Source organism: Thermococcus indicus, assembly GCF_006274605.1.
GTDB classification, from domain to species: Archaea; Methanobacteriota_B; Thermococci; order Thermococcales; family Thermococcaceae; genus Thermococcus; species Thermococcus indicus.
Map to the genome: position 1 here is coordinate 1,843,699 of NZ_CP040846.1, position 22,777 is coordinate 1,866,475.

At 56.3% G+C, this 22,777-nt stretch carries 27 protein-coding genes; 5 read left to right on the forward strand and 22 right to left on the reverse strand.

Annotated elements, in window-relative coordinates; translation table 11 throughout:
* Window positions 1–17: 17 nt before the first annotated feature.
* Window positions 18–587 carry an ASCH domain-containing protein gene (locus FH039_RS09955; RefSeq protein WP_139681190.1) on the reverse strand — a complete coding sequence of 190 codons (570 nt, stop codon included), beginning with the start codon at window positions 585–587 and terminating at the stop codon, window positions 18–20.
* A 5-nt stretch (window positions 588–592) separates the two neighbouring features.
* Window positions 593–937: an ASCH domain-containing protein gene (locus FH039_RS09960; RefSeq protein ID WP_139681815.1), complete on the reverse strand. Its 345-nt coding sequence runs from the start codon at window positions 935–937 to the stop codon at window positions 593–595.
* 90 nt (window positions 938–1,027) lie between these two features.
* Here FH039_RS09960 and FH039_RS09965 point away from each other — a divergent pair, with 90 nt between their 5' ends.
* Window positions 1,028–1,195: a class III signal peptide-containing protein gene (locus FH039_RS09965; protein ID WP_139681191.1), complete on the forward strand. Its 168-nt coding sequence runs from the start codon at window positions 1,028–1,030 to the stop codon at window positions 1,193–1,195.
* A gap of 9 nt (window positions 1,196–1,204) precedes the next feature.
* Entirely contained in the window at window positions 1,205–2,419 is a 1,215-nt protein-coding gene (locus FH039_RS09970) for an A24 family peptidase C-terminal domain-containing protein (RefSeq protein ID WP_139681192.1), read from the forward strand.
* Window positions 2,420–2,567: 148 nt separating this feature from the next.
* Here FH039_RS09970 and FH039_RS09975 read toward each other — a convergent pair whose 3' ends face one another.
* The 18 genes from FH039_RS09975 to FH039_RS10060 form a co-directional block, all read right to left on the reverse strand.
* Entirely contained in the window at window positions 2,568–3,200 is a 633-nt protein-coding gene (locus FH039_RS09975) for an HAD-IB family phosphatase (protein ID WP_139681193.1), read from the reverse strand.
* 39 nt (window positions 3,201–3,239) lie between these two features.
* Window positions 3,240–3,893 (reverse strand): protein-L-isoaspartate(D-aspartate) O-methyltransferase, encoded by a 654-nt coding sequence (locus FH039_RS09980; RefSeq protein ID WP_139681194.1) that lies wholly within the window; start codon window positions 3,891–3,893, stop codon window positions 3,240–3,242.
* Between the two features lie 46 nt (window positions 3,894–3,939).
* Window positions 3,940–5,874 (reverse strand): CARDB domain-containing protein, encoded by a 1,935-nt coding sequence (locus FH039_RS09985; RefSeq protein WP_139681195.1) that lies wholly within the window; start codon window positions 5,872–5,874, stop codon window positions 3,940–3,942.
* Window positions 5,871–7,598: an archaellar assembly protein FlaJ gene (gene flaJ, locus FH039_RS09990; protein ID WP_139681196.1), complete on the reverse strand. Its 1,728-nt coding sequence runs from the start codon at window positions 7,596–7,598 to the stop codon at window positions 5,871–5,873. Before flaJ ends, FH039_RS09985 begins: the two co-directional genes overlap by 4 nt.
* 12 nt (window positions 7,599–7,610) lie before the next feature.
* Window positions 7,611–9,248 (reverse strand): type II/IV secretion system ATPase subunit, encoded by a 1,638-nt coding sequence (locus FH039_RS09995; RefSeq protein ID WP_139681197.1) that lies wholly within the window; start codon window positions 9,246–9,248, stop codon window positions 7,611–7,613.
* Between the two features lies 1 nt (window position 9,249).
* On the reverse strand, window positions 9,250–9,948 hold the full coding sequence (locus FH039_RS10000; RefSeq protein ID WP_058938576.1) for an ATPase domain-containing protein: 699 nt from the start codon (window positions 9,946–9,948) through the stop codon (window positions 9,250–9,252).
* A 51-nt stretch (window positions 9,949–9,999) separates the two neighbouring features.
* A complete protein-coding gene (locus tag FH039_RS10005; RefSeq protein WP_139681198.1) occupies window positions 10,000–10,476 on the reverse strand; it encodes a flagellar protein G in 477 nt (158 codons plus the stop codon).
* A complete protein-coding gene (locus FH039_RS10010; protein ID WP_139681199.1) occupies window positions 10,476–10,952 on the reverse strand; it encodes a flagellar protein in 477 nt (158 codons plus the stop codon). The genes FH039_RS10005 and FH039_RS10010 overlap by 1 nt, the downstream gene beginning before the upstream one ends.
* Before the next feature lie 27 nt (window positions 10,953–10,979).
* Complete coding sequence (locus FH039_RS10015; protein ID WP_206206153.1) at window positions 10,980–12,362, reverse strand: FlaD/FlaE family flagellar protein; 1,383 nt, start codon at window positions 12,360–12,362, stop codon at window positions 10,980–10,982.
* A 3-nt stretch (window positions 12,363–12,365) separates the two neighbouring features.
* Window positions 12,366–12,845 (reverse strand): flagella accessory protein C, encoded by a 480-nt coding sequence (locus tag FH039_RS10020; RefSeq protein WP_139681200.1) that lies wholly within the window; start codon window positions 12,843–12,845, stop codon window positions 12,366–12,368.
* A 14-nt stretch (window positions 12,846–12,859) separates the two neighbouring features.
* Window positions 12,860–13,654: a flagellin gene (locus FH039_RS10025; protein ID WP_139681201.1), complete on the reverse strand. Its 795-nt coding sequence runs from the start codon at window positions 13,652–13,654 to the stop codon at window positions 12,860–12,862.
* A gap of 9 nt (window positions 13,655–13,663) precedes the next feature.
* Entirely contained in the window at window positions 13,664–14,329 is a 666-nt protein-coding gene (locus tag FH039_RS10030) for a flagellin (RefSeq protein WP_139681202.1), read from the reverse strand.
* A 55-nt stretch (window positions 14,330–14,384) separates the two neighbouring features.
* A complete protein-coding gene (locus FH039_RS10035) occupies window positions 14,385–15,080 on the reverse strand; it encodes a flagellin (RefSeq protein ID WP_139681203.1) in 696 nt (231 codons plus the stop codon).
* 14 nt (window positions 15,081–15,094) lie between these two features.
* Window positions 15,095–15,754: a flagellin gene (locus FH039_RS10040; protein ID WP_139681204.1), complete on the reverse strand. Its 660-nt coding sequence runs from the start codon at window positions 15,752–15,754 to the stop codon at window positions 15,095–15,097.
* A 246-nt stretch (window positions 15,755–16,000) separates the two neighbouring features.
* Window positions 16,001–16,387, reverse strand: a complete 387-nt coding sequence (locus FH039_RS10045; RefSeq protein ID WP_139681205.1) for a DUF2283 domain-containing protein — start codon at window positions 16,385–16,387, stop codon at window positions 16,001–16,003.
* Window positions 16,368–16,709 (reverse strand): hypothetical protein, encoded by a 342-nt coding sequence (locus FH039_RS10050; RefSeq protein ID WP_139681206.1) that lies wholly within the window; start codon window positions 16,707–16,709, stop codon window positions 16,368–16,370. The genes FH039_RS10045 and FH039_RS10050 overlap by 20 nt, the downstream gene beginning before the upstream one ends.
* A gap of 181 nt (window positions 16,710–16,890) precedes the next feature.
* On the reverse strand, window positions 16,891–17,844 hold the full coding sequence (locus FH039_RS10055) for a class I SAM-dependent methyltransferase (protein ID WP_139681207.1): 954 nt from the start codon (window positions 17,842–17,844) through the stop codon (window positions 16,891–16,893).
* Window positions 17,845–17,855: 11 nt separating this feature from the next.
* Window positions 17,856–18,185, reverse strand: a complete 330-nt coding sequence (locus FH039_RS10060) for a helix-turn-helix domain-containing protein (protein WP_139681208.1) — start codon at window positions 18,183–18,185, stop codon at window positions 17,856–17,858.
* A 375-nt stretch (window positions 18,186–18,560) separates the two neighbouring features.
* On the opposite strand from FH039_RS10060, the gene FH039_RS10065 reads away from it, so the two are divergent.
* On the forward strand, window positions 18,561–19,640 hold the full coding sequence (locus FH039_RS10065) for a hypothetical protein (RefSeq protein WP_139681209.1): 1,080 nt from the start codon (window positions 18,561–18,563) through the stop codon (window positions 19,638–19,640).
* A 9-nt stretch (window positions 19,641–19,649) separates the two neighbouring features.
* On the opposite strand, the gene FH039_RS10070 is transcribed toward FH039_RS10065, so the two are convergent.
* Both FH039_RS10070 and FH039_RS10075 read right to left on the reverse strand, forming a co-directional pair.
* Window positions 19,650–20,090, reverse strand: coding sequence for a chemotaxis protein CheW (locus FH039_RS10070; protein WP_139681210.1), 441 nt, complete (start codon window positions 20,088–20,090; stop codon window positions 19,650–19,652).
* 5 nt (window positions 20,091–20,095) lie between these two features.
* Complete coding sequence (locus FH039_RS10075) at window positions 20,096–21,328, reverse strand: methyl-accepting chemotaxis protein (protein ID WP_240703218.1); 1,233 nt, start codon at window positions 21,326–21,328, stop codon at window positions 20,096–20,098.
* Window positions 21,329–21,570: 242 nt separating this feature from the next.
* Here FH039_RS10075 and FH039_RS10080 point away from each other — a divergent pair, with 242 nt between their 5' ends.
* Window positions 21,571–22,434, forward strand: coding sequence for a CheR family methyltransferase (locus FH039_RS10080; RefSeq protein ID WP_139681211.1), 864 nt, complete (start codon window positions 21,571–21,573; stop codon window positions 22,432–22,434).
* Complete coding sequence (locus tag FH039_RS10085) at window positions 22,409–22,771, forward strand: response regulator (protein WP_139681212.1); 363 nt, start codon at window positions 22,409–22,411, stop codon at window positions 22,769–22,771. The genes FH039_RS10080 and FH039_RS10085 overlap by 26 nt, the downstream gene beginning before the upstream one ends.
* Window positions 22,772–22,777 lie beyond the last annotated feature (6 nt).

Genomic DNA, 22,777 nt, shown 5'->3' on the forward strand with positions numbered 1-22,777 from the left:
AGGGCAGCTCACGGGCATCAGAGCCTTGGCCCCATGATGCCCCTCCTTTTCAGCTCCCTGTAGGCCCTCCTGAGGGTGTCCCTGATCAGATACCTCTTGTTCATGCCCCCCAGCCGGTGGGCGGCCTTTCTGAGACTCCCCGCCTGGAGGAAGAGTTCGAGGAGTTCCCTGTCCTCGTCGGAGAGGTCAAGATGTTTGAGGGCCTTCTCGGCTATCTCCACCGGGAGGTTGCCCTCGTAGGCGTAATCCGAGCTCATGACCGGCTTTTCAAAGCGCTCCACGAGACGGAAGACTATAACGTGAGCGATGGAGTCGTCGTCCACGTGTTTGTAATGGCTTTTGAGGGCCCTTATAAGCTCCTCCCTGCTCGAAAAACCGTCCAGAAGAGCGTCCTCGTCGGTAAGCTCACCAACCGTTTTACTCTCAACCCTCTCGATAACCGCCTTCCCTATCGCGTAGCCGCCCGAGTGCAGGAGGACCTCATCTCCGGGCTCCAGATTCGGCCTCCTGCCGAGCCTCACCGTTGCCCTCTTCCTTCCGCTCAGTATCGCCTCGGCGTAGCGTCCGTCGAACTCCAGGTGGCGCACCGGGATCACCGCCCGCCTTTCTCACCCACGAGCTTGAACCTTATGGCGATGACGCCGTAGCGGTTCTCCTTCCACTTCGGGTACATACCGTGGAACCTCTTCACCGCCCTCTCAAAGCTCGGCTCATCCGGAAAGATCTTCTTTATGGGCTCTTCCCTCAGAACCTGACGGAACGTCTCGTATTCCTTCACGCCCGTGATCACTGCCGGAACCTGATCGTTGAAGATTATCTTGTCGCCGGGCTTCATCCCCCTGAACTGGGGGTAGGCAACCCTGACCTCTATCCTCTTCTCGCCGGACTTTATGTAGTCCAGGTATTCCTCGCGAACCCTCAACCTGTACACTCTCATCTTCACCACGACCCCCGTTCCACTCCCCGCTTAAAAGGCTGATGGAAACTTTTAAATCCTTTAGCGCCGAATTGAAGTCAGGTGTAAACGATGAGACACAGGGGGCAGGGAGCGCTGGAGTACCTTTTCATGCTGGCCGCTGTTCTGATACTGGTCACGATGGCAATCCGGGTCATCATGAGCAGTGTCCATGACCTCAACAGTGCGATTTCCAACTACACTGCGGAGGTTCGGAAGCAGATACTCGAAGACCTGTGAGGTGGAATCATGGAGACGATCCCCCTGGTTCTGGGTCTTTTAGCGGGAGTACTGACCTCATACACCGATATTAAAACGGGTTTCATCTTCGACAACCACGCTTTTCCAACCCTCACCCTCATTGGACGTCTCCTCGGGTGGGAGGAAGAGGAAGAAGAGGAAAGCGAGCTTCCCACCTGGCTCGGCAGGATTGTGATTCCGGCCGCCGAAGTCGGCGTCCTTTACTACCTGTACCGGGGGATAATGGCCCACGATGGCCTGATGACCGCCTCCGGATTCATCGGACTGATACTGGGCTTCGTCCTCGGTCTCCTGCTCTATTACATCGGGGCCTGGGCCAGCGGCGATGTGGTCCTTCTGGCGGCGTTCTCCGCCCTCCTGCCCCTCGCCCCATCCACCGCCGATGTGGTCCCTCCCTACGGAACGACGTACCCCCTGTATCCCCTGGCAGTGCTTTTCAACAGCATCCTGGCGGTGTTTCCCTTCATCTTCGTATACTCCCTTGCTGTCCTCGTGCTCAGGAGGAGGTTTCACGCCCTGAGGGAGGTCTTCGTGGGAGGGCTGCGCACCACCGTTGAGTTCACCCTGTGGATAGTTGCCGTCATAACCGTTCAGGCAATCCTGGGGAGCGCCGGAATCTCAAGTCCCATAACCGGAATCCTAGTGGCGCTCGTCCTGCTGCCGGTCTTTATGAGGCTCCACCACCTCGGTAACGCCGCCGGTATCCTGTCCCTCGGGTACCTCATGTACCTGGAGCCAACTGTCGCGCTCTTAACAGCGGGGAAGGTCTTTGCCCTCGTCTACCTCCTGAAGGTGCTCCTCTCCACCGTCAGGTTCATGCGCCTGGATGTTCTGATGGAAGAGGTCCCCGTGGAGGAGCTGAAAGAGTGGGACATACTCGGCGAGGTCATCCACGAGACCAACGGGGAGGTAATGCGGGACAGGGAGGACGGCATTGAACGCATTAAGCGCGCCCTGGTCTCATGGGACCTGAGATTGCTGAGGCCAAGGAGGGGGCGGATCATAGCATCTCCCACTGCTGAGGGCCTCAGGAAGGAGCAGATAGAGGAGCTCAAGCGCCTCGTGGAGGAGGGAAGGCTTGAGAACTCATTCCTCAGGAAAAAATCAATGCCCTTTGCCCCGGCGCTCTTCATGGGGTTCCTGCTGGCGTACTTCTGGGGGGACATATTCTGGTGGCTGGTCCTGAGGGTCGCAGGGCTCTGAATCAGGGTTAGACTTTTAAGCCCCTGCGCGGAGAAGCCACCGCCGGCCCGGCGTCCGCCCACCCCGCGGAGGAGTGAGGCGGGGATTCCGGCCGGGCCGACAGGGGGATGACGAGCTTTTGCTTTGCTGACTGTGATGAGCACGCCCTTCACTGACCCCGTTCTCCTATGAGCCCCCTGACTATCTCCATAACCTCATGGAGGCTCTCAACGTTGTGATCGCCCTCGACGCCCTCGTGCGGGTTTATTGCTATGCTGACGTCGGCCTCTTTGAACATGCTCAGGTCGTTGAAGCCGTCCCCAACCGCCACCGTCAGCTCAGGTTCAAGCTCGGCCTTCAGTTCCCTGAGTATGGTCCCCTTGCTCCTGAAGTCAACGATGGGGTTGACCTTACCGGTAACGACGCCGTTCTCAAAGACCAGCTCGTTGGCATAGACGTAGTCAACTCCAAGTTCCTTGGCTATCCTTCCCGCGAGGCACATGAGGCCGCTGCTCAGTATCGCTATCCTGAAGTCGTTCTCCCTCAGAAACTCGATGAGCTCCTTTGCGCCGTCCATGTACTCAACCGAGTCCGCCCATTCCATAATCTCTTCCCTGGTGTGGCCCTTCCACAGAGAGGCGTCGAGCTCGGCCCACTTCACGTAGTCTATTTTTCCCGCAAAGAAGAGCTCGGCGTATTCCTTTCCCTTCTCCCAGGTCCCAAAGCGCTTGTGAAGCTCAACCCAGCCCGAGACGGATTTTACAAGGGTTCCCTCAAGATCGAAAGCTATGAGCCTGACCATCTTACCACCCCAAAAGAGAGCGAGGGGAAACTTAAAAGCCTACCCTCTCCAGCCGTGCTCCCCTATGAGCGGCACGAAAGCGACGCCACCCCAGCGCTTTTTTCTTATCCTCCCGTCCTCGGTCTTTTCCACTACGTAAAGGTCCTGCCACAAGTGGTGGCCTCCCACAGGTATTATCAGCCTCCCGCCGGGTTTGAGCTGCTCTAGAAGGGGCTCGGGAACCTTCGGCGCCCCAGCTGTAACGATTATCCGCTCGTAGGGCGCCTTCGGGGGAAAGCCCTTCGTGCCGTCGCCGAGGAAAACGTGAACGTTCTTCACTCCCGCTTGCTCAAGGTTCCTCCTCGCAAACTCGACCAGCTCGGGAATCCGCTCGATGGTGTAAACATCGCCCTTCACGAGCTCCGCGATCAGAGCCGCGTTCCATCCGCTACCGGTTCCCACCTCGAGGACGTTCATTCCCGGCCCAAGCTCGGCCAGTTCCAGCATTATCGCCACCATGTGGGGGGCACTTACCGTCTGCCCGGCGGGAATCGGAAGGGGCTCATCAACGTGGGCGTAGTCCCGGTAGCGCTTTTCAACGAAGAGGTGGCGGGGATACCTGAGGAAAGCCTCCCTGATGGCGGCACTTTTGATTATTCCCTCCCTTACGAGAGAAGCCACCCTCCGGCGCCACAACCCATCCAGTTTTTCCATGGTGTTCACCAGATAAACATAAAGAAAAAAGGCGTATCAACCTTTCTCATGATCTGTGGGCCTGGTACCAGGCGAAGATTATGATGGCCAGGGCGCCGATGACGATTCCGATTACCGTCCACACGACCTTGGAGGTCGCCGGTGTGTACGGTACCGTCTGAACCTCTGTCACGGTACTTTCGACGGGCACTGTCTCGGTGCGGGTCTCGGTGACGGTCACGGTGCCGTTGGAAGGTGCGGTGGTCGTCACGGTGATGGTCCTCGTTATCACCACCGTATCGTTCCCGGTTGGAGATACTATGTCCAGCGCGATCGTGCTTGAATTGACCGTCCCCGCGATGGTGTTCAGGGCAACCCTGAACGTCTTTTTCCCGGGGGAGTATGGGATTACCATGACGCTGAGGGTCGCGTTCTCCCCGGGCCCCAGGCTCAAGGGAGCAACCAGCCCACCCCGGTAGGACTCAAAGGTGCCGTCGGGCTCAACGGCCACGCCCTCAGGAACGCTCACCGTGAGGTTGGCCGGTACAGACACGTCCCCGGTGTTTCTGACGATGAACCTCAGGGTCACAGGATGATACGTTACGGGGTCTCCTTCCCACGATGCGTTGAGGAGGTAGGCGACCCTCGACGGCTCCACGTACGCGGTGACGGCGTTGGATGAGAAAGTCAGCCTGGTGTAGCCCCCGCAGGCCAGCTCAAAGGGGGCAACGACATCGGCCACCAGCCTTCCGAGCGTAACGTTACCGTCGTCCATCGGCATGACGGTTACCCTGAATGTTTTCTCCTGACCCGGTTTCAGGAGGGATACCTCCATCGTGCTCCCCGAAACAGCCCGCACTCCAGCGCCGGGAACGAAGCGGAGCGTGACGTTCGAAAGGGCCACCGTGCCGGTGTTCTTTACCCGGAAGGAAATGTCCATCGGGAGGTATCTCTTCCCATCCGTGGCGGTGCCCTCAATCAGAAGGTTGGCCACCCTGCTCACGTCGGGAATTCTGGACCTGTCGAGGAAGACCTCAAAGGCGGCCTTTCCGTCGTCCTCCACACCGTCCAGGATCACGGTTGCTCCCTTGTAGTACAGGCTCGCCGCCACGGCACCGCTTGAGAGTTTGGAGGTGGCCAGAACCGCGCCGCACGAGTTGAGCAGGGACGCCCTTATCGAACCATCGAATCTGTAGTCGTAGCGTAGCACGTAGGGGCCAACGTTCTTGGTCTGGCCAGGGGAGAGGGAGAAAGCCTCATCCGGAACCATCTCAACGTCGAGGGAAGCCCCCCTGAAAAACACCGTCACCTTGGCGTATTCAACCCCCGCCAGATCCTCCGCCTTAACGTGGAACGGGCCGATGTCCGCCTCCTTCCCAACGACCACTGAATACCCCTCTCCGCCGTATTTGAAGTAGAGTGTTTCTGTGAAGCCGTCAGGGGATTTCTCAACGGTGGCGTTGGTGAAGGTCAGCACATGGTTCGAGACCGTCACGTTCTGGCCCCTCTGGAGGTACCCCTCAAAGACCTTTGGATAGGCGCTCACGGCAACCTTGATGTTGCCGAAGGTGAACTTTCCGGAGGTGAAGTCCTTGGACTCGTTCCCCCTGGAAACGCGCACCTTCGCGCCCTTGCTGCTCACGGAAAGAAGCTCAATCGAGTAGTCACCCAACTGGATCGTCTCTCCCTCAACGATGTTGGGAAACGTCACGTTCAGGAAAACGAGAGGTTCCTCCGCCGCGGTAGCCCTGACGTACCGCACCACAACGTCCCTGACGGTGAGACCCTCCCCGGGACGGAGGGACAGGTCACGGTACGAGGACCCGTCATACGCGGTGCCGACCAGGACCCCGTCCAGTGAAACGTCCGTAAACTCCAGGGTCACGTTTCCAACCGAAATCGAACCGGGCAGGGAAAGCCATCCGTTGAAGGACGACGCCGAGGCAAAGCCCGTGGGGAGCAGAATCATGAGCACCAGTACGAACACTACGGCCCGTCTCACGGTATCACCCCCATAAGGTGGAGAAACACCTGGGCGGTCTCACCGCCACCCATCCCCATCATCCTCTCCATGAGCGTCTGGCCCAGGTACATGCCGACCGCGAATATCCAGGACATTATGACGAAGTACCTGGCGGTGCCAAGTATGTGTCCCCCGTCCGCGAGCTTGATGACGAGGGATGAGAGAAGGGAGTGCATAACCATCAGTACGAGCATTATGTAAAGGAGGAACCTCATTCCGGACGGCGGGATAACGTGAATTATGTCCCCTATGTACTCTGTGGGTATCTGCATCTGGGCGAACATCTGGCTTATCGAAACTGCGACCTGGAACGAGGCGGCGAGGGAAAAGGCAAACGCCCCTGTCAGACCGTAGATTATTCCAACGAAGCTCGCTATGCTCTGCTGCCTCTTCCTCCTGAGACGAACGAGCCTCTCAAAGTTCCTGCTGATGATGAGGCCAACGTAGTCCGGTTCCGCACCCATGCGGAGGCTCTCACGGAATATCTCCGAGAATATGCCTATGAGCCAGCTCCCGGTTCCCGTTATAAAGAAGTCCCACGCCCTGTCCCTGTCAACCCTGATGGCGAGCCTCCTGTAGAGCGCCCTGATGTCCTCGGTGAGGGAACCGAAGTCGTGGGCGCTGAGGTACTTGAGAACCAGCACAAGGGAGGCGCCGCTGGCGGCAAGGGATGAGCTCAGACTCCTGATGAACGCGGGAAAGTTCTCGTCCTTCCTGAATATCTTCTTCTCCTCGCTGTTGACGACGTGTCCGAGGTAGAATAGGGGCGTCAGGATGAGGGCGAGGGCGAAGGGCTCCGGTATATCAAACCTCACCCTGATGACGGTGAAGTAAAGGAGCGCGACTATAACGACCCCCATGCCCGAATAGACTGCGGCCCGTACTATTCTCTTCCTCCTCACGTCGTCTATACCCCTGTTCTCGGCCCAGAGGGGGTCCTCGGGCATCCTGAACTTGACAACGAGAAGTATGCCCACCTCGGCGGCGAGGGTCATCGCGACCGAGTACAGCCCCATCTTGCCGATGTCCATGCCGGTGATCAGAGGGCCTATGATGACGAAGGCGGCGATGAACACGACCGAGATAATTATCGACTCGTATATCTCCTTGAATATATCGAGGTCGTAGAGCGCACCCTCGTAGAAGGTCTGGTAGTCATCCATGACCGTCTGCTGCTCCTGGAAGAGGTACTCCTTTAGGTCAACACCGCTGTCGAGGGAGTAGGCAAGTCTGTCAAGAAAGTCGGCGAACATTATACTGGGCGTCCTTCTCGCGAGGAATCGGAGGGCCTCGGGCATCGAGAGGTGAAGCCTGTTGACCACGGTGTGAACCTTTTTGAGCTCGCTCGCTATCGCTCCGAGCTTTGGATCGCTGGACAGGATTTTGATGAGGTCGCTCCTCTTCATCTCACTCGTCGAGAGAACCGCGAAGTACGTGATGAAGTACGGCATTTTGGAGTTTATCGAAATCTTCTTGGTATCGGCTATTATGTAAGGGTAAACCGCGGCGTAAACCAGCAGAACAACGGGAATCAGAAACATGAGGACCTTGAGGGCGCTGGGGAGGTAGAAGATTCTTCCGATTACACCAACGGCGAGGAACAGAACAGCTGAAATAGCCATGTACGGCAGGAGAACCTTCCTGAGGTACGTGCCCATATCCAGGTCAGCCTTCGTGAAGATGCTGATGCCTTCCTCGGCCATGCAATCACCCCGTTAGATTCTGAAGCTCAGGCCCTCGATTCCGCGCTGGTAGAACGCCTTGATCTCGCGGTAGACGTCCCAGTAGTTGGTTATGCCAAGCTCGACCATCCTCTGGAGGATCCTCGCGCGGAGGAACAGCTCGTTGTAAATCTCCTTGGGATCCTCGTAACCGGCTATCTCCGCTATCTTTCTCTCAAGGATGTACGAGTTGTTGAAACCGCGGAAGATGTGCTTGTCCTGAACCGGGTCCCATTCAAAGACGTTCCTCGTGGCGACGCCACCCAGCTCCTCGTAGTAGCCCTCGATCTCGACGACGTTGACCGTCCTCCTCAGGAACTTGCCCTTGACATAAACGGCCTGCTGGAAGACGGCTATGTTAAGGTTGTCGATGAAGGTTATCGGCACGTTTATCGGGTGGCCGGTGAAACGCTGTATCATCTTCTTGATATCGCCCGCGTGGAAGGTGCTCATAACGGGGTGGCCGGTCTGCATGGCCTGGAAGGCTATGGCACCCTCGGCACCACGGATCTCACCGACGATGATGTAGTTCGGCCTTGAACGCAGGGCCGCTTTGAGGAGGTCGAAGAGCGTAACCCTGCTCTCCTCGGGACCCCTCTCACGGGTTATGAGCCTCTGCCACGTGGGGTGTGGCACCTGAACCTCGGGGGTATCCTCGGCGGTGTAGATCTTTGAACCGGGCTTGATGAACGGGACTATCGAGTTGAGGAGAGTTGTTTTACCGGATGCCGTCTCACCACAGACGAAGACACTCATACCGTACTCAAGGGCTATCCAGAGGTAGGCGGCAACCTCCGCACTCAGAGTTCCCCACGCTATGAGCTGGACGATGCTTATCGGCGTCGCCGAGAACTTACGGATGGTGGCGCTCGGACCCTTGATGGAGATGTCCGGGGAGTAGATGATGTTGATACGCGAGCCGTCCGGCAAAGCACCGTCAACTATCGGCGTCCTGTCGCTTATCGGCCTTCCAATGCGCTCGGCGATGTTCTTGAAGTAGTCCGCGAGCTTGACGTCGTCGCCGAAGGTTATGTTGGTCGGCATCATCTCGAATATCTTGTGGACGAGGGAGACGTTGTTGGCGCCGATGATGTGGATATCCTCGATGTAGGGGTCCCTCGCTATCGGCTCAAGCGGGCCGATACCGATGATGTCGCGCTTGATTAAGTAGCGAAACTTCTCCATCTCCTCCTTGGTTATCAGGAACTTCTGACCCTTGCCCATCAAACCGCCCTTGCCTGATTTGACCAGTGCGAGCACGGCCTCATCAAAGAGGGCATCCAGAAAGCGCTCAAACTCCTCCTGCTCCTCGGGAATATCCCTGGTCGGCGCGAGCTCCAGGATTTTGTCCCTTATCCTGTTGTACTTCTGCTCCTCCTCGCGGCTCTCTATGCGCGGCTCGATGACGATGTACTTCTTGTCGGTGGTCGCGTCCCCGTAGATGTGGATGAAGATGGGGTCACCCACAGGGTAAAGGATGTTCGGGTACATTATCTCCTTCATGTCCCTGCTGAGCTGGGGGTGGAACTCCGGGAGCTTTCCGTACTTCCTCCTGAACTGATCAACGTACTTTCTAAGGTGGGGGTTTCTCGCCATTGCCTCCTCAAGGGTGTCGCTGACCACCTGCGCCATGTCACACCACCGCCGCTATTTCTACTATCAGCCCGACCTTCGGCTCGACACGGAACGGGATAATCTTCTGAAACAGTCCCTTGGCGTTGTTGTACTTGACTATCGTGGCCGAGTTCTTCAGGTCACCACCGAACACCTTGACGCTCAGGCGGACGAGCATGCTTGCCGCTTCCTCAAGGACGAAGAGCGAATCACGGTCTATCTCCTCAGTGTTCGCGGTGAGGATGATGACCTTATCCAGGGAGGCCATTTTCTTGACGTACAGCAGAAAATCCCTAACAGCACTCGGCTCCTGCTCACGGGAAAGGAGTGATGAGAATGAATCGATTATCATTATGTCCGGCTCCCACAGCCTGGGCTCACCGAACAGTCGGCTGAGAAACTTCCTTTTCTCGCTGACGCCGGTGAGAAGTGGGTACAGGGAGACAAACATGAGCTTCTTCCTGATTAGAAAAGGGATTATATCGTAGCCGAGGGACTCCATCTGCTTGATGTACTCAACCGTGGTGTACTGGCTGGAGATGTAGCTGGCGGTGTACCCGTTCATGAGGAAGCCGTAGAGGAGGCGCTGGACGAAGATGGACTTACCGCTACCCCTGTCTCCCTCGATGAGCATGATGGTCCCGGCGGGGATGCCACCGCCGAGACGCCTGTGAAGCTCGTCGCCTTTGAGCTCGATCTTGAGGAGTTCCTCGACCAAGATGACCACCACCGTCTCGCGTTATTTTAACCGCTGAAGGCGTCCCTCATATCAGGACACCCTGAAGACAAAGCTCCTGCGCTCGCCATTCTCAAGCACAACGATGAGGGTGTGGTATCCCTGAGCCAAGGCGGCGCCCCTGGTGACCTTTATCACACCAACCCCGTAGGCGTCGAGTGAACTTATCGGGACCCCACCAACGTCGGTGAAGGTGAGGTTTGCCGCGGGCACCATCTCACCGTCAATGAACACCTGGACCGCACTGGAGGTGAACGCAATCGAATTTTTCCCGATGTTCTTTACGTAAAACGTGTAGTTGTAGGGGCCCGTGCCCTCCACAGGAACGTTGTTGGGGTCGTTTATTATGGCGAAGTCAGTTCTCAGTTTGTCCGCCAGCATGGCGCCCCTGTCGTTCATGCCGTGGGCTATGTCGGTGGTGACGTAGGCGAGACCGCCGGCAACACTGCCCGCGACGATGACTGCGACTATGAACAGTATGAGCTCGCTCGCCGGCCCTCCTGCGGCCATCAGCTCACCTCCAGCGGACACTGAACGGAATAGGCATCGGTGACGTATTCACCGGTGGCGGTGTCGTAGTGATACGTCACCAGCAGGATGCAACCGTTGTCAAAGCCGAGTGCGGCGTAGTTTGCGATGCCGCTGGTATCGGCGCCACCGTTAACGGTTACCGCGTAGTTATCATTCGGGATCAGATACCCAAGATCAGCGGACGAGGCGTAGCTACCGTTGTGAAGCACCACAACGTTCCCGGTAATGGTCTGACCCATGTAAGTGAACGTGACCGTAACATCGGAGGTACCCGAAGCCACGACACCAACGTTACCCACATCAAAGTGAACCTGGGAGAGCCTCAGATTGTACCAGTCCTCCCGGGCGGCCTGGACGTTGGCGTAGCTGTTGTCCCACGCCGTGTAGAGGGTGGTGGCCGCTACTAAAAAAGAAATGAAGATGATCGCAGCGCTCGCCGATACGCTGAACCCCATAGGCCGCCCCCCGTCCTTACAGCTGCTTCAGATGCCGTAAAACTCATCGAGGGTCTTCTCCAGCATTTTGATTTCCCTTTCAAGCTTGTCGAGGACGTTCCTGTTTATCCTGAGTCCCCTGAGCCTCTCGATGAAGAGGAGGCTTATGAGGTGGTCCTGAACGGTGAGCTTCTCCGCCGGCTTCCACTCGGGGTCCCTGTGGTGCGGCCTGGTGCCCTTGGCGTAGTGCAGGAGGTTGTTGAGGACACTCTCGCTTATCCAGCCTATCTCGTAGTAGAACTCAAGGACGCGCTCGAGGTTCTGGATGCCGACCCTGTCGATGAGGAACCCGAGCCACTTGAGTGCAATCATTGTCGAGACGATGTCATCGGGCAGCTTCTCCAGCCTGGCCTTCCTCGGCTCCTCCTCGAAGAGCAGGCTTGCGATGTCCTCCGGGATCTGGAACTTCTCAGCCATCTTAACACCACCTTCCTCCTTTTCAACCTCAACGGATTCTTTCTCTTCCTCCTCAACAATTTCAACCTCGTGAGCGGGAACCTCTTCAGGGGCTTCAATCTCTTCGATCTTCACCGCCTCAGGGGCGGCCTCTTCAACAACTTCCTCCGGTGCTTCAAGCTCCTCCTGAGCCTCCTCCGGGAGTTCCTCAATGGGCACCTCTTCAACCTCGATGGTCTCGACTTCCTCCTCGGGAAGTTCCTCGACAGCAGCCTCTTCAGGAAGCTCCTCCACTTCCTCCTCAGCCGTTACCTCCGGGACCTCCTCGGAAACCTCCTCGATGACCTCAACTGGAGCCTCCGCGGCCACCTCTGCCTGGGCCTCCGCGACGGCCTCCTCCGCCGCCCTGAGCTCCTCCTCCGAAATGGCTTCCCCAGCCTCTATCTTCTCCTGGAGTTCCTCGAGCTTCTCCTGGGCCTCCTCGAGCTTCTCGGCGGCGGTCTGCGCCTCAACCTTCTCGGCTATCTCCTCAACCTTCTCCTGAAGCTCATCGAGCTTCTGGGTCAGCTCCTCCGGAACCTCCTCTTTCTCCTCTTCGAGGAGCCCCTCGAGCTTCTCAATCTTCTCGTGAACCTCCTCAACCTTCCTGGAGACCGTTTCGGCCTTCTTCTCCTGGACGTCGAACTTGGCGCTCTCAAGGGTCTCGACGAGTCTGCCCAGCTGCATGCTGAGGTCGGTGAGCCTCTTACCCAGCTCATCAACGCGTTTGTTGAGCTGCTCGTATTTGGCGGCCTGACTGCCGTAGGTGTCGAGCACCTTCTGGACGATCTTGTCGAGCTGGTCGTAGGTCAGATTCTCCTTCCTGGCGATGAGCTTCTCCCTGAGGTCGTTGATGACCACCGTTGGAACCCTGCCCTTGAGCTCAGCGAGCTTGGCGTTTATGTCTGCCTCAGTGACGAGCCTCGTCATCTCCACGCCTCACACCTCCGCGAGCACCTCGTAGATTATCGAGTCAAGGTCAAGCCCGTAACCTGCGAGCACCTTAATGTCGTTCTTTATTTGCGCTATCTCCAGCTTTAAGTCTTCCAGTTCCTTTCTGAGGTCCTGGATCTCACTGGTGAGCGGGTTCTCCTGACCCATCTGCTCCTTGAAGGGGTTTATCTCCTGGCTGATGACCTCGTAGAGCATCATGACGTCCTTGATGGTCTTGTCGAGCCTGTCGATGTCGTCCCTAAGCTCCTGAATCTGCTTCTTGAGGGTGTCGATGCTTATCTTTATCCTCGGGATGTCGTTCTCGATCTCGTTGACGCGCTCCAGCACCTGGGTCAGCTGCTCGTTCTCCTCCCTGTTCTCCACGCGCTCCTCAAGCTCCTCCTCAAAGACGGGCTCCACTGTCTCAGGGGTGGCCTCCTCCTTGGGCTTTTTCTTGAATAATGATGAAAGGAAATCCAGCGCCACCGGAGCCACCCCCTTCACTGAAGCTCCATCAGGTTGTCGGTGTAGGTGCTCGGCGAGGTGAAGTCTATGACACCTCCAGCACCGTTCTCGGGTATGACCTTGCCGGTGACCTTGGTGCCGGGGCCAATACCGTAGCCGTTGGTGTGGTCGTTATCGTCATCAAAGGGTATCGTCCAGAGGGCTATGCCCGCCATGTCGCCCCAGCTGAGGCTGGGGTGCTGCCAGCTTCCGCTGAGGCTGTCGTCGTTGTCGGCCACAACTATAATGCCGAAGAGCATCTTGGGCGAGGTCTGGGTTATCGCGTAGTAGAGGTTCTTCCAGAGGTTTTCAACCGTGTTGTCCGCCCCTGTAAGCTCGGTATAGCCGGTCGGGGCCGGGGTGAGGACACCGTCATTGTTCTCGCCGACATCGGCAAAGACGTTGTTCACGTCGCCGCTGTAGAGGAAGTAGTTGGCACTGATACTGTCCTCCTGCGGGTCAACGTAGCGGTAAACTGCCATCCTCTTGCCGTCGCTGAGGACGACCCTGACGTGGGCGAGGTCTATGCCGCCGCTTCCCGCGTTGGGACTGACGTAGATGACCATCCTGGTTATCTTACCGCTCCCGGGCGGGTCGGCCGGGGTGTAGCCGTAGACGTTCATCACCTTGATTCCGCTCGCGACCTCCTGGGTGGTCTGCCTTCCGGTGGCCATGGCCTTCTGCTGGAGGTAGCCGCTGGTGCTGATGAGCACTCCCGCGGCCACCGCCGCCACAAGGACCATTGCTATGAAGACGATGAGCGTTCCAATACCGATGGCACCGCGCCTCATGTTCTCACCTCACTGGAGCACCATCACGTTGTAGTTATACGTCGCGGGGGTCGTGAAGTCAATAACTCCCGCGGAACCTACCTCGGGTATGACCTTGCCGACCATCTTGGTGGCTGGCCCTATTCCCTTCTCCCCGTTCTCGGCCTTAAATACTGTGGTCTTTATGAGGAGTGCCACCATGTCGCCCCACTCGAGGTTCGGATGGTTCACGTCCATCTCGCTCGCGCCGTCGTGGATAACCACTATCGCGAAGTTCGTATCGGTGAAGGTGGTGTTGTCCCATATCTTGTTCGATATCTCCGTGCTGTTGAAGAGGTCATCGACGACGCCCTTGTAGAGTATGCCGCTGTAGTTGTACACCACGAGCTTGGCGCCGTCGCTGAGGACTATCTTAACGTTGCTGAGGTCTATGCCCTCACTTCCGGAGTTGGGGGCTATGAATACCGCCATCCTGCTTATCGTCCCCTTGCTCGGCGGGGTCGCGTTGGTGTAGCCGTAGATGTTGATGACCTTAAGCCCGCTCGCGACCTCCTGGGTGGTCTGCCTCCCGGCCGCCTGGGCCTTCTGCTCGAGGTAGCCCGCTGTTCCGATGATGACGCCCGCTGCAACCGCTGCCACGAGGACCATTGCTATGAAGACGATGAGCGTGCCGATGCCTATTGCTCCCCTCCTCAACGTATCACCCCCTGAAAATTTTCAAAGAACGAAAGGGAAAGAAAAGCGCTGGGCCTCACTGGAGTTCCATAGTGCTGGAGGTGTAGGTGCTGGGAGTGGTGAACTCGATGACGCCCGGGGCACCAAACTCCGGAACAACCTGGCCGGTAATCTTGGTCCTCGGAGCGATTCCACTAGTAGTGCTGAAGACGCTGTTAGTGTTAACGGCAAGGACGACGAGATCGCCCTTGTTAAGGGTCGGATAGGTCTCTTTCACAGACTGGTCTGCGTCCTGGAGGACGATGATACCAAAGTGAGTGGCATCAAGCTTGCTCCAGTTGAACAGCGTAGTTCCGCTACCAATGGTCTCGTTGAAGATGTCGCTGACTGAGGTGTCGGTGTACGCGTCGGTTATAGTATCTGGATCATAGGCAAGGGCAGCCTCGACAGTACCATCTGAGAGCAGTATCTTAGTGTGCTTGAGGTCTATGCCAGCGGAACCAGCGTTCGGGCTGACGTAGATAGCCAGGCGGGTGATGTTGTTATAGGTCCCGGTACCAGAGTTGTAAGGGGCATAGCCGTAGACACTAATGACCTGTATTCCACTAGACACCTGCTCTGTGGTCTCTCTACCAGTGGCCTGGCTCTTCTGCTGGAGGTAGCCGCTGGTGTTGATGAGCACGGCCGCCGCAACAGCGGCAACCAGCACCATGGCAATGAAAACTATAAGGGTACCGATTCCGACGGCACCCCTCTTCTTAACCAGCCTCACTCACATCACCTCCTTCACTGCAGGGTCATAACCTTGTCGGTGTAGGTGCTGGGAGTGGTGAACTCGATGACGCCCGGGGCACCAAACTCCGGAACGACCTTGCCGATTATCTTGGTCCTTGGCTTGATACCGTTGGTTCCAAAGACACCGCTGTCGCCAACCTGAACCGTCAGGACAACGAGGTCGCCCTTGTTAAGGGTCGGATAGTTCTGCTTGACTGAATTGTCGGCGTCCTGGAGGACGATGATACCGAAGTTCGTGGTCTTGCTGGTCAAGTTATCCCATGCATACAGAGTCGTATCAAAGATGTCCGAAACAACCCCACTGGTGTACGAATCAGTGTCGTAGCTGAGAACTGCCTGGACTGTTCCGTTGCTGAGTATGACCTTGGTATTCTTAAGGTCTATGCCAGCGGAACCAGCGTTCGGGCTGACGTAGATAGCCATGTACTGGATGTACTCCTTGTTGGTGTCGGTCTTGCCGACGATCTTCTCAACCTGTATTCCACTGGCAACTTCCTCAGTGGTCTCCCTGCCCGTGCTGGAAGCCTTCTGCTGCAGGTAGCCGCTCGTGTTGATCAGCACGGCCGCCGCAACAGCGGCAACCAGCACCATGGCAATGAACACTATCAGGGTTCCAATACCAACCGCACCTTTCCTGGTCCTGGCCTTCATTCTCCATGCACCCCCTGGGGGTTCTTTGCGCTGGAGATTACGTTGATTCAATATAAAGCCCTTTTTTGTTCTTAGTAGTGTAGGTGGTTGTGTAGGTGCATATGTAGGTACCGGTAGAATGTGTTATGGGGGCCGATGCTTGGAGTCTGAAGGGGGGCAGATTGGAAGGCAGAGAAAGGTCCTCAATCCCAAAAACATCAACTAAACCGCCGCCACGGATAACCTGAAAACAAAGATCAGGGGAACTCAAACACTAATCGAAGAAGCCACCTGGGGGACACCTGAGTTAGCGACCTCAAGGATCTTAGAACGCTTTTTCTCCTTCCGGTGCTGGACGAGAACGAGCGAAACCACCAGTCTCACCCGCTTCTCATTAACGGTAATCTCTGCATGGAGCCGTTTGATGCCCTTCAGCAGGTATTTGTCCACTCCAAACTTCCTGGATGCATCCAGTAATTCAAACCCAACAACATCCAGCTTATCCCCGCCGGGGAGCCTTCCAAAGTCCAGGATAAGGTCATTTCCAATCATTATGGAATACTCATACCTCCGGTCGGGGACACTTACAAACAACGAGTCCACGAGAGGATCGTAGTCCACAGGCCGGAACTTTTTATCTTCCATCTCGCTCATTGTCCACCACCCGAATCCTCCTGCTTGAAGGTTGAGGAAACACCGTCACCACAGTCAGCTTCATTCTGCTCCTCCGCTCCTTCACATCAACAACAATGATTAAATCCATACCTTCCTTCTCGGGGTGCAAGTACGTTAATTTAAACCTGCTATCCCCCTGCTGTTCAACTCCCCTTAGATCCTTCTGGCGCTTTCTTAATATGTCCTCAACAGTCCTACTACCAATTCCTCTTTCATCCAATCTCCATTTCACATGGTCAGTGAATATAATTTCCGCAAGGCTGCTCGAGTCGAGTAACCGGATGAACTTCCTGAAGTCCATGAATCCTCATAACGGGATTATAACAGTTTCTCTTAAATACATTACGGGCGGATTTTCTTTTATGAAAGGCCTTACCTGCCGGGGCAGAGGCCGGGCAGGAGAACGGCCCAGTTTTCCTGAATTTTTGAAAACCCTGCTTAGAACCGGCACCGTCGAAATTGGAAACAGAAAAGAAATGCCTTCATCTCTTCCTGATGACCATTATGCTCCCCGCGGGCCGGCTTATCTCGACGTCGAAGCCCTCCTCCAGGATGATGTCCCTGATCTCCCCCGAAGAGGGGAAGCCAACAAAGTCCTTGTTGAGGCTCTCGAAGAACTCGAGGGCCTGGATGTGGGCGAAGGCGTCCCTGAAGGGCTCAAGCACCACCATCTTTCCGCCGGACTTGAGCGTCTCAAGGGCGCCCCTGAGAACCCTCTCCCTGTCCTTGACGTACTCGAGGACGAAGCTCATGAGGACCACGTCGTACTCGTTGACCGGACGGATGAGTTTCGCGTCCATCTCCTTCAGCTCAACGGGCAGGTTCTTCAGCTCGACCCTGGCCCTCGCTATCTCAATGAGCGCCGGGGAGTAGTCAATTCCCAGGTAGAAGCCGTTGTAGCCTATCATCTCGCCGAACTGAACCGGGGACACCGAGCCGCAGCCGATGTCGAGCACGTGCATGCCCGGCCTTACGCCGGCGACCTGGGCCATTGCGTTGCGGTACACCCCGGAGAAGCGGGTGCTCATGCGCATGTCCCAGAAGTCGGCGTCCTTGTCGAAGTCCATGAGGACGTGCGGGTGGACGGGGGTTATGAACGCGTAGTCAACCATGCGGTATATCTCCTCAAGAACGGGCACCCAGTCATGGATCAGGAGGTCGTACCTCTCCCCCGGGACATGCACGGTGTACGTGAAGCCGTTGAGATGAAGCCTGCCCCCCTTTTCGGTCACGATACTCAGGCGCTCAAGCGTGTCGATAAAGTCCAGGAGAAGGCGCCTGTTGGGAAGGTCAACGTGGTCAACCAGCTCCTGCACCGTTGGTGCCCTGGAGAGCAGGGGAAATATGCCGTGCTTTGTTCCGAGCCCGATTATCTGGAGCACGGAGAACTTGACCATCTGCTCGATGTTGGCATCGACGATATCGACGGGATTCATGGCATCCCACCTCACATGAACCTCCTGTAGTAGCGGTAGTACTCCTTAAGATAATCGACAACCTTTTTGCCGTAATCTGTTAAACGATAGTACTTGAAGCCGTTGTTTGATATCTCCTCCACAAGGCCCAGATAAACGAGGGAACTCTCCCCGTTGTACCTGTTGCCCAGACCCACCAGTGCTCCCCTGACGTTGGATGGATCAGAACTGACGACCCTGGCGATCTCAGAAAGGTACGTCGCTGACGGGTATATCTCGCTCAGGTACATCAGTATCTTCTTCCTGAGTTCGCTACGGTGAAGGGAGCGCAACACCTGCGGATCCACGATTACTGTATCCATATTCCCCCCTCCCAAAGTTGGTGGTTCCAGGATCAATCACTGTGATTATAGCAGAGGCAGCCACTGAAACCCCTCCTGAATATCAATGCCCCGCCTGAGTATGGTTGTAGCTCCCGTAAACCAAATACGGTTGTAGAATATATAACGTTTTTGGTCTTCCCCTGGGTATAATTCCGCGTAAATTTGCTCCATTTGTAGAATCCCCACCCAAAAATTGCATAAATCAGGCTAATGGGTAGAGGCTTCAATTTGTTGAAAATTATGCAACAGATGGAAATTCGGACAATGGCTTTGGAGGCAACGTGCCGGAGAACATTCATAAAATCTTAAATACCATCGAAACAAATTGGAGTATGCTGAAGTCAGGTGAGAGTAATGCTGGCCGAAGTGACAATCACCGCGGCGGTCGCAGTGGTTCTTGCCTACTACGTCAAAGACGTCACGGGCAAAGTTCTGGCCAGGCACTTCGAGCTGAAGGAAGAACTCGGGGAGCTGGAGTCAAAATTCTCAAAGCTCAAGGAGGAGCTTGAATCGGAGATCCGGGCTGTCCGGGCCAGCGCTTCTTCCGGGGAGGAGGACGTACGCGGGGAGCTCATCCAGAAGCTGAACGAACTCCAGAAGAAGCTCAGGGGAGTGGAAAAAGGGCTCAGGGACCTCCAGAAACTCGAGACCAAGGTGGACTACGAAATCGGCAGCCTGAAGAGGGAACTGGACAGAACCGGACGCAGGGTGGAGGAGCTGGAAGAGGCCGTGATGGCCACAAAGGACGAGCTTAAAGAGGAGCTTAAAAGAGAGATTCTGGCGGAGCTTGAGGAGGAGATAGAGCACCTGGAGGACGTCATAGAGAGAAGGAAGAAGTCGGAGGTTGAGGAGTTCCTGGAGATCATAACCGCCGCCGTGACGCTTCAGCCGGAGAAACTCAGGGATGGGATGGCCGAGGCGAAACGGGCACTCCTCTCAATGAGGGACATAGCCAAGGTCTACGTGCTCACCGGGCAGGGGCAGAAGGAGTTCCGGAGGTTAAAGGAGAACCTCATAGAACTCCTCAAGAACCTCCGCAAACTTGCCGTTGTCTCGGTTCCGGATGAGAGCGTTTACTCAACCTTCAACGAGATAGTGGTTCGCGTGAAGCGCCTCGACCTGCCAATGAGGGTTGTACGGGACGGCAGGGAGAAGGAGCTGAACCCGGAGAAGAGCTTTATTTACATCCACCGGGCCGTCTACGAGCTGGCGGGAGAGCTGGACAGGATAGCGGAGGGACTTAAGGAGCCGATACCGGTAACCCCCGTTGAGAAGGAGTTCTACGAAAAGCTCAGGCATCAGTTCGAGGAGCTGCGGAAGCTGGAGGAGCAGGTCCAGAGGCTCATGCTGAAGCTCGGCGCTGAGAAAGAGGAGACGGAAGACACGAAAGACCGGGACGTCGAAGAGCTGCTGAAGGAGCTGAACCTGCTGTGAGTCCCGGGATTAGAACTCCTCCCCGAGGAGCTTGTCAAGGTCGACCATTATGAGGAGCCTCTCCCCGTCGTTTATCTTCGCTATGCCCTTTATGTAGCGGATGTCCACGCGGCTCGTGAGGGTCTTGGGCGGCTGGTCTATCTGGTCGTCGGTCAGGGTTATGACGTCCGAGACGGAGTCGACTATAATGCCTATAACCTCGTCCTTAACCTCCGCGATGATTATCTTCTTCGTGGAAAGGTCCTCGTCCATGTCGTAATACCCGAGGAGCTTCTTGAGGTTGACGACGGTGGTGATCTGACCGCGGAGGTTTATGACGCCCTCAACGAAGTCCGGGGAGTTGGGCACGCGCGTTATGGGCATCATTTCCTTGATTTCCCTGACCTTCGAGATGTCGAGGCAGAACTCCTCGTTTCCAACCATAAAAGCCACTACCTGAATTTCGGCCATTCACATCACCTCCGGGCACTACCAACGTTTTCCAGCAGGGTTCTGGATTCGTCTATAGATTCTTCAAGGGCCTTAAGACCCTTTCGTATTTCATCCAGACGTGAATGAAGCGTTGAGAGGAAATCGACAAGGGGCAGCATCACGTCCGAGATGTCGTTCTGGATGGCGTAAACACCGTCTATGGTGTCCATGAGCATCTGAACAGACTGGGCCTGACCCTCTATGCTGTCGGAGAGCTCTTTAATCATGTTCGCGGTCTCGTTGGCACGCCTGGCGATGTCGTCGAAGGCCGCTATGAGCTCCTGAACGGCATCCTTTATCTCCTCTGTAACCTTGAACTCCTGCTTTATGGAGCTCACAACGGTATCGATACTCTCCTGCATGTCCCTGATGAGCTCGGTTATCTGGTCGGTCGACTTCTTGGACTGGTCGGCGAGCTCACGGATGTTCTCGGCAACGACCGCGAAGCCCCTGCCGTGCTCTCCACTCCTGGCGGCCTCAATGGCGGCGTTGAGTGCCAGGAGGTTGGTCTGGTCTGCGATGCCCCCTATGACCTCAACTATCTCCCCGATGCGCTTGGAGTGCTCGACGAGAATTGAAACCGCCCGCTCCATGTCCTGGTTGACCTCGGTTATGCTGGCCACGTTGAGGGCAACGTTGTCGGAAATCTTCTTGCCCCTCTCGGCCATGTCGGCGGTTTCGAGGGCGTAGTCCGTCAGCGCCTGGGCCTGGGTGTTCATCTCCTCTATCCCCGCGGTGAGGGTCTGGATGTAGTCGCCAAGCTCGGCGATGCTGGAGCGCTCCCTCTCCACCAGGCCCGCCAGGGAATCCGGGTCCACAGAGGTCTCCATCTCCAGCATGGGGAGGAGGGAGGAGAGCTTTTCCCGGGCACCTTCAAGATTTTTCAGGGCGGCATCCACTCCATCGACATCGATGGAGCAGGGCTGTGAAACGGTTATCCCGCGTTTTCTTATGGCCTCGGCCTTGTGTTCGATGGATACGAGGCGAGTGGCGATCTCCTCATCGAGGCCCCTTACGTCGGGATGCCTTCCCTCAAGGATGTCCTCAACCGCCCCGAGAATCCGGAGGGAGCTGTCCCCTCTTCTTGAAACGTACGCGCCAACGACCGCGGATGCACCAAGGCCAAGAATGAGACCCAGGGATGGGGCCACCAGGGTACCTGCGAGGGTTATCAGAGGGATTGAGCCAACCGCCACTATGGCAACGATGCGATTCACCGGCCACACCTCCCACCAGCACTATTTAACCATGGAGACAGGGAGATAAAAGAGTTTCGCATGTAGGTAATAACCTTTAATACGCGTTACAATAATAACCGGAGGAGTCGTAACGATATACCTATGCACCTACACAACCATCTACACACAAAGATTTTTTATGCCAAAAGCGCAAGGCTTTTGTGGAGTCTGCAATATCCAGCCCCGCACCTGGGAGACCCCCCAACGGATGCGTGAGATAGATGATGGATGTTAAGGATCCTGGCTATATAGGGATTAAGAGGGAGCTGTTCCGCCACCTCAAGGTTAGCAGTGACGCCTACAAGGACACGTACCTCGTCAGGCGCATAAGGGCAAGGATGAGGAAACTGGGAATCACCAGCTACACCGAGTATTACAGACTTATAAAGGCGAACAGGAGCGAGCTCGATGAGCTGCTGCTGACAGTGGCCATCAACGTCACGGAGTTCTTCAGAGACCCCGTGGTCTGGAGAACCCTTGAGAGAAAAGTCCTGCCTGAGCTGGTCGAGCACAAGCGGAAAACCCACAGCAGTTCCCTCAAAATATGGAGCGCCGCCTGCTCAACCGGGCAGGAACCGTACTCAATAGCCATGACGCTGTACGAGACGCTGGGGGAGAACCTCGGCGGGTTCCGGGTCAGTATACTGGCAACGGACATAGACAGGGAAGCGCTGGCAGTGGCCATGAAGGGGGAATATCCCGCCGACGTCATCGAGAAGCAGATACCGAAGGCCATGATACCCAAGTACTTCACCCGCGTAAGCGACGAGCGGTACCGCGTCTCGCCGAAGATAAAGCGCCTCGTCAAGTTCCGGCAGTTCAACCTCTTCAGCCCAACGTACCCGAAGGGGTTCGACATCATCTTCATCCGCAACGTGCTCATCTACATAAAGCGGGACGCCCAGGAGGAGATATTCGCCAAACTTTATGATTCGCTGGAGGATCACGGGTATCTCGTGCTCGGTAAGACCGAGACGATCCTCGGCAATGCCGCGAGGATGTTTAAGCTTCACGACCTCGTCGCGAGGATCTATCGCAAAAATCTGGAGGTGAAAAAACATGGCAAAGGTTTTGGTGGTGGATGACGCCGCCTTTATGCGCATGCTCCTGAAGAAGATACTGACCCAGGGCGGCCACCAGGTCGTTGGGGAGGCAGGTAACGGAAAGGAGGCCGTTCAGAAGTACCAGGAGCTGAAGCCCGACGTGGTCACCATGGACATAGTCATGCCCGAGATGGACGGCATCACCGCGGTCCAGGAGATAAAGAAGCTGGACCCAAACGCCAAGGTGATAATGATCACCGCGGTCGGGCAGGAAGGAAAGGTCATGGAGGCCCTCAAAGCCGGAGCTTCAGGGTACATAGTCAAACCGTTCCAGGCCCCGAAGGTGCTCGAGGAGATAGCCAGAGTACTGTCCAGCTGAGGGTGG

What these genes read in the sequence shown, in the direction of transcription:
- FH039_RS10045 (WP_139681205.1), bottom strand. Translation starts at nt 16,387, where the DNA reads ATGAGCGAGATGGAAGATAAAAAGTTCCGGCCTGTGGACTACGATCCT.
- FH039_RS10010 (WP_139681199.1), bottom strand. Translation starts at nt 10,952, where the DNA reads ATGGGGTTCAGCGTATCGGCGAGCGCTGCGATCATCTTCATTTCTTTT.
- FH039_RS10055 (WP_139681207.1), bottom strand. Translation starts at nt 17,844, where the DNA reads ATGAATCCCGTCGATATCGTCGATGCCAACATCGAGCAGATGGTCAAG.
- FH039_RS09980 (WP_139681194.1), bottom strand. Translation starts at nt 3,893, where the DNA reads ATGGAAAAACTGGATGGGTTGTGGCGCCGGAGGGTGGCTTCTCTCGTA.
- FH039_RS10025 (WP_139681201.1), bottom strand. Translation starts at nt 13,654, where the DNA reads ATGAGGCGCGGTGCCATCGGTATTGGAACGCTCATCGTCTTCATAGCA.
- FH039_RS09995 (WP_139681197.1), bottom strand. Translation starts at nt 9,248, where the DNA reads ATGGCGCAGGTGGTCAGCGACACCCTTGAGGAGGCAATGGCGAGAAAC.
- FH039_RS10060 (WP_139681208.1), bottom strand. Translation starts at nt 18,185, where the DNA reads ATGGATACAGTAATCGTGGATCCGCAGGTGTTGCGCTCCCTTCACCGT.
- FH039_RS10005 (WP_139681198.1), bottom strand. Translation starts at nt 10,476, where the DNA reads ATGGCCGCAGGAGGGCCGGCGAGCGAGCTCATACTGTTCATAGTCGCA.
- FH039_RS09965 (WP_139681191.1), top strand. Translation starts at nt 1,028, where the DNA reads ATGAGACACAGGGGGCAGGGAGCGCTGGAGTACCTTTTCATGCTGGCC.
- FH039_RS10065 (WP_139681209.1), top strand. Translation starts at nt 18,561, where the DNA reads ATGCTGGCCGAAGTGACAATCACCGCGGCGGTCGCAGTGGTTCTTGCC.
- flaJ (WP_139681196.1), bottom strand. Translation starts at nt 7,598, where the DNA reads ATGGCCGAGGAAGGCATCAGCATCTTCACGAAGGCTGACCTGGATATG.
- FH039_RS10040 (WP_139681204.1), bottom strand. Translation starts at nt 15,754, where the DNA reads ATGAAGGCCAGGACCAGGAAAGGTGCGGTTGGTATTGGAACCCTGATA.
- FH039_RS10070 (WP_139681210.1), bottom strand. Translation starts at nt 20,090, where the DNA reads ATGGCCGAAATTCAGGTAGTGGCTTTTATGGTTGGAAACGAGGAGTTC.
- FH039_RS09975 (WP_139681193.1), bottom strand. Translation starts at nt 3,200, where the DNA reads ATGGTCAGGCTCATAGCTTTCGATCTTGAGGGAACCCTTGTAAAATCC.
- FH039_RS09970 (WP_139681192.1), top strand. Translation starts at nt 1,205, where the DNA reads ATGGAGACGATCCCCCTGGTTCTGGGTCTTTTAGCGGGAGTACTGACC.
- FH039_RS10080 (WP_139681211.1), top strand. Translation starts at nt 21,571, where the DNA reads ATGATGGATGTTAAGGATCCTGGCTATATAGGGATTAAGAGGGAGCTG.
- FH039_RS10050 (WP_139681206.1), bottom strand. Translation starts at nt 16,709, where the DNA reads ATGGACTTCAGGAAGTTCATCCGGTTACTCGACTCGAGCAGCCTTGCG.
- FH039_RS10085 (WP_139681212.1), top strand. Translation starts at nt 22,409, where the DNA reads ATGGCAAAGGTTTTGGTGGTGGATGACGCCGCCTTTATGCGCATGCTC.
- FH039_RS09960 (WP_139681815.1), bottom strand. Translation starts at nt 937, where the DNA reads ATGAGAGTGTACAGGTTGAGGGTTCGCGAGGAATACCTGGACTACATA.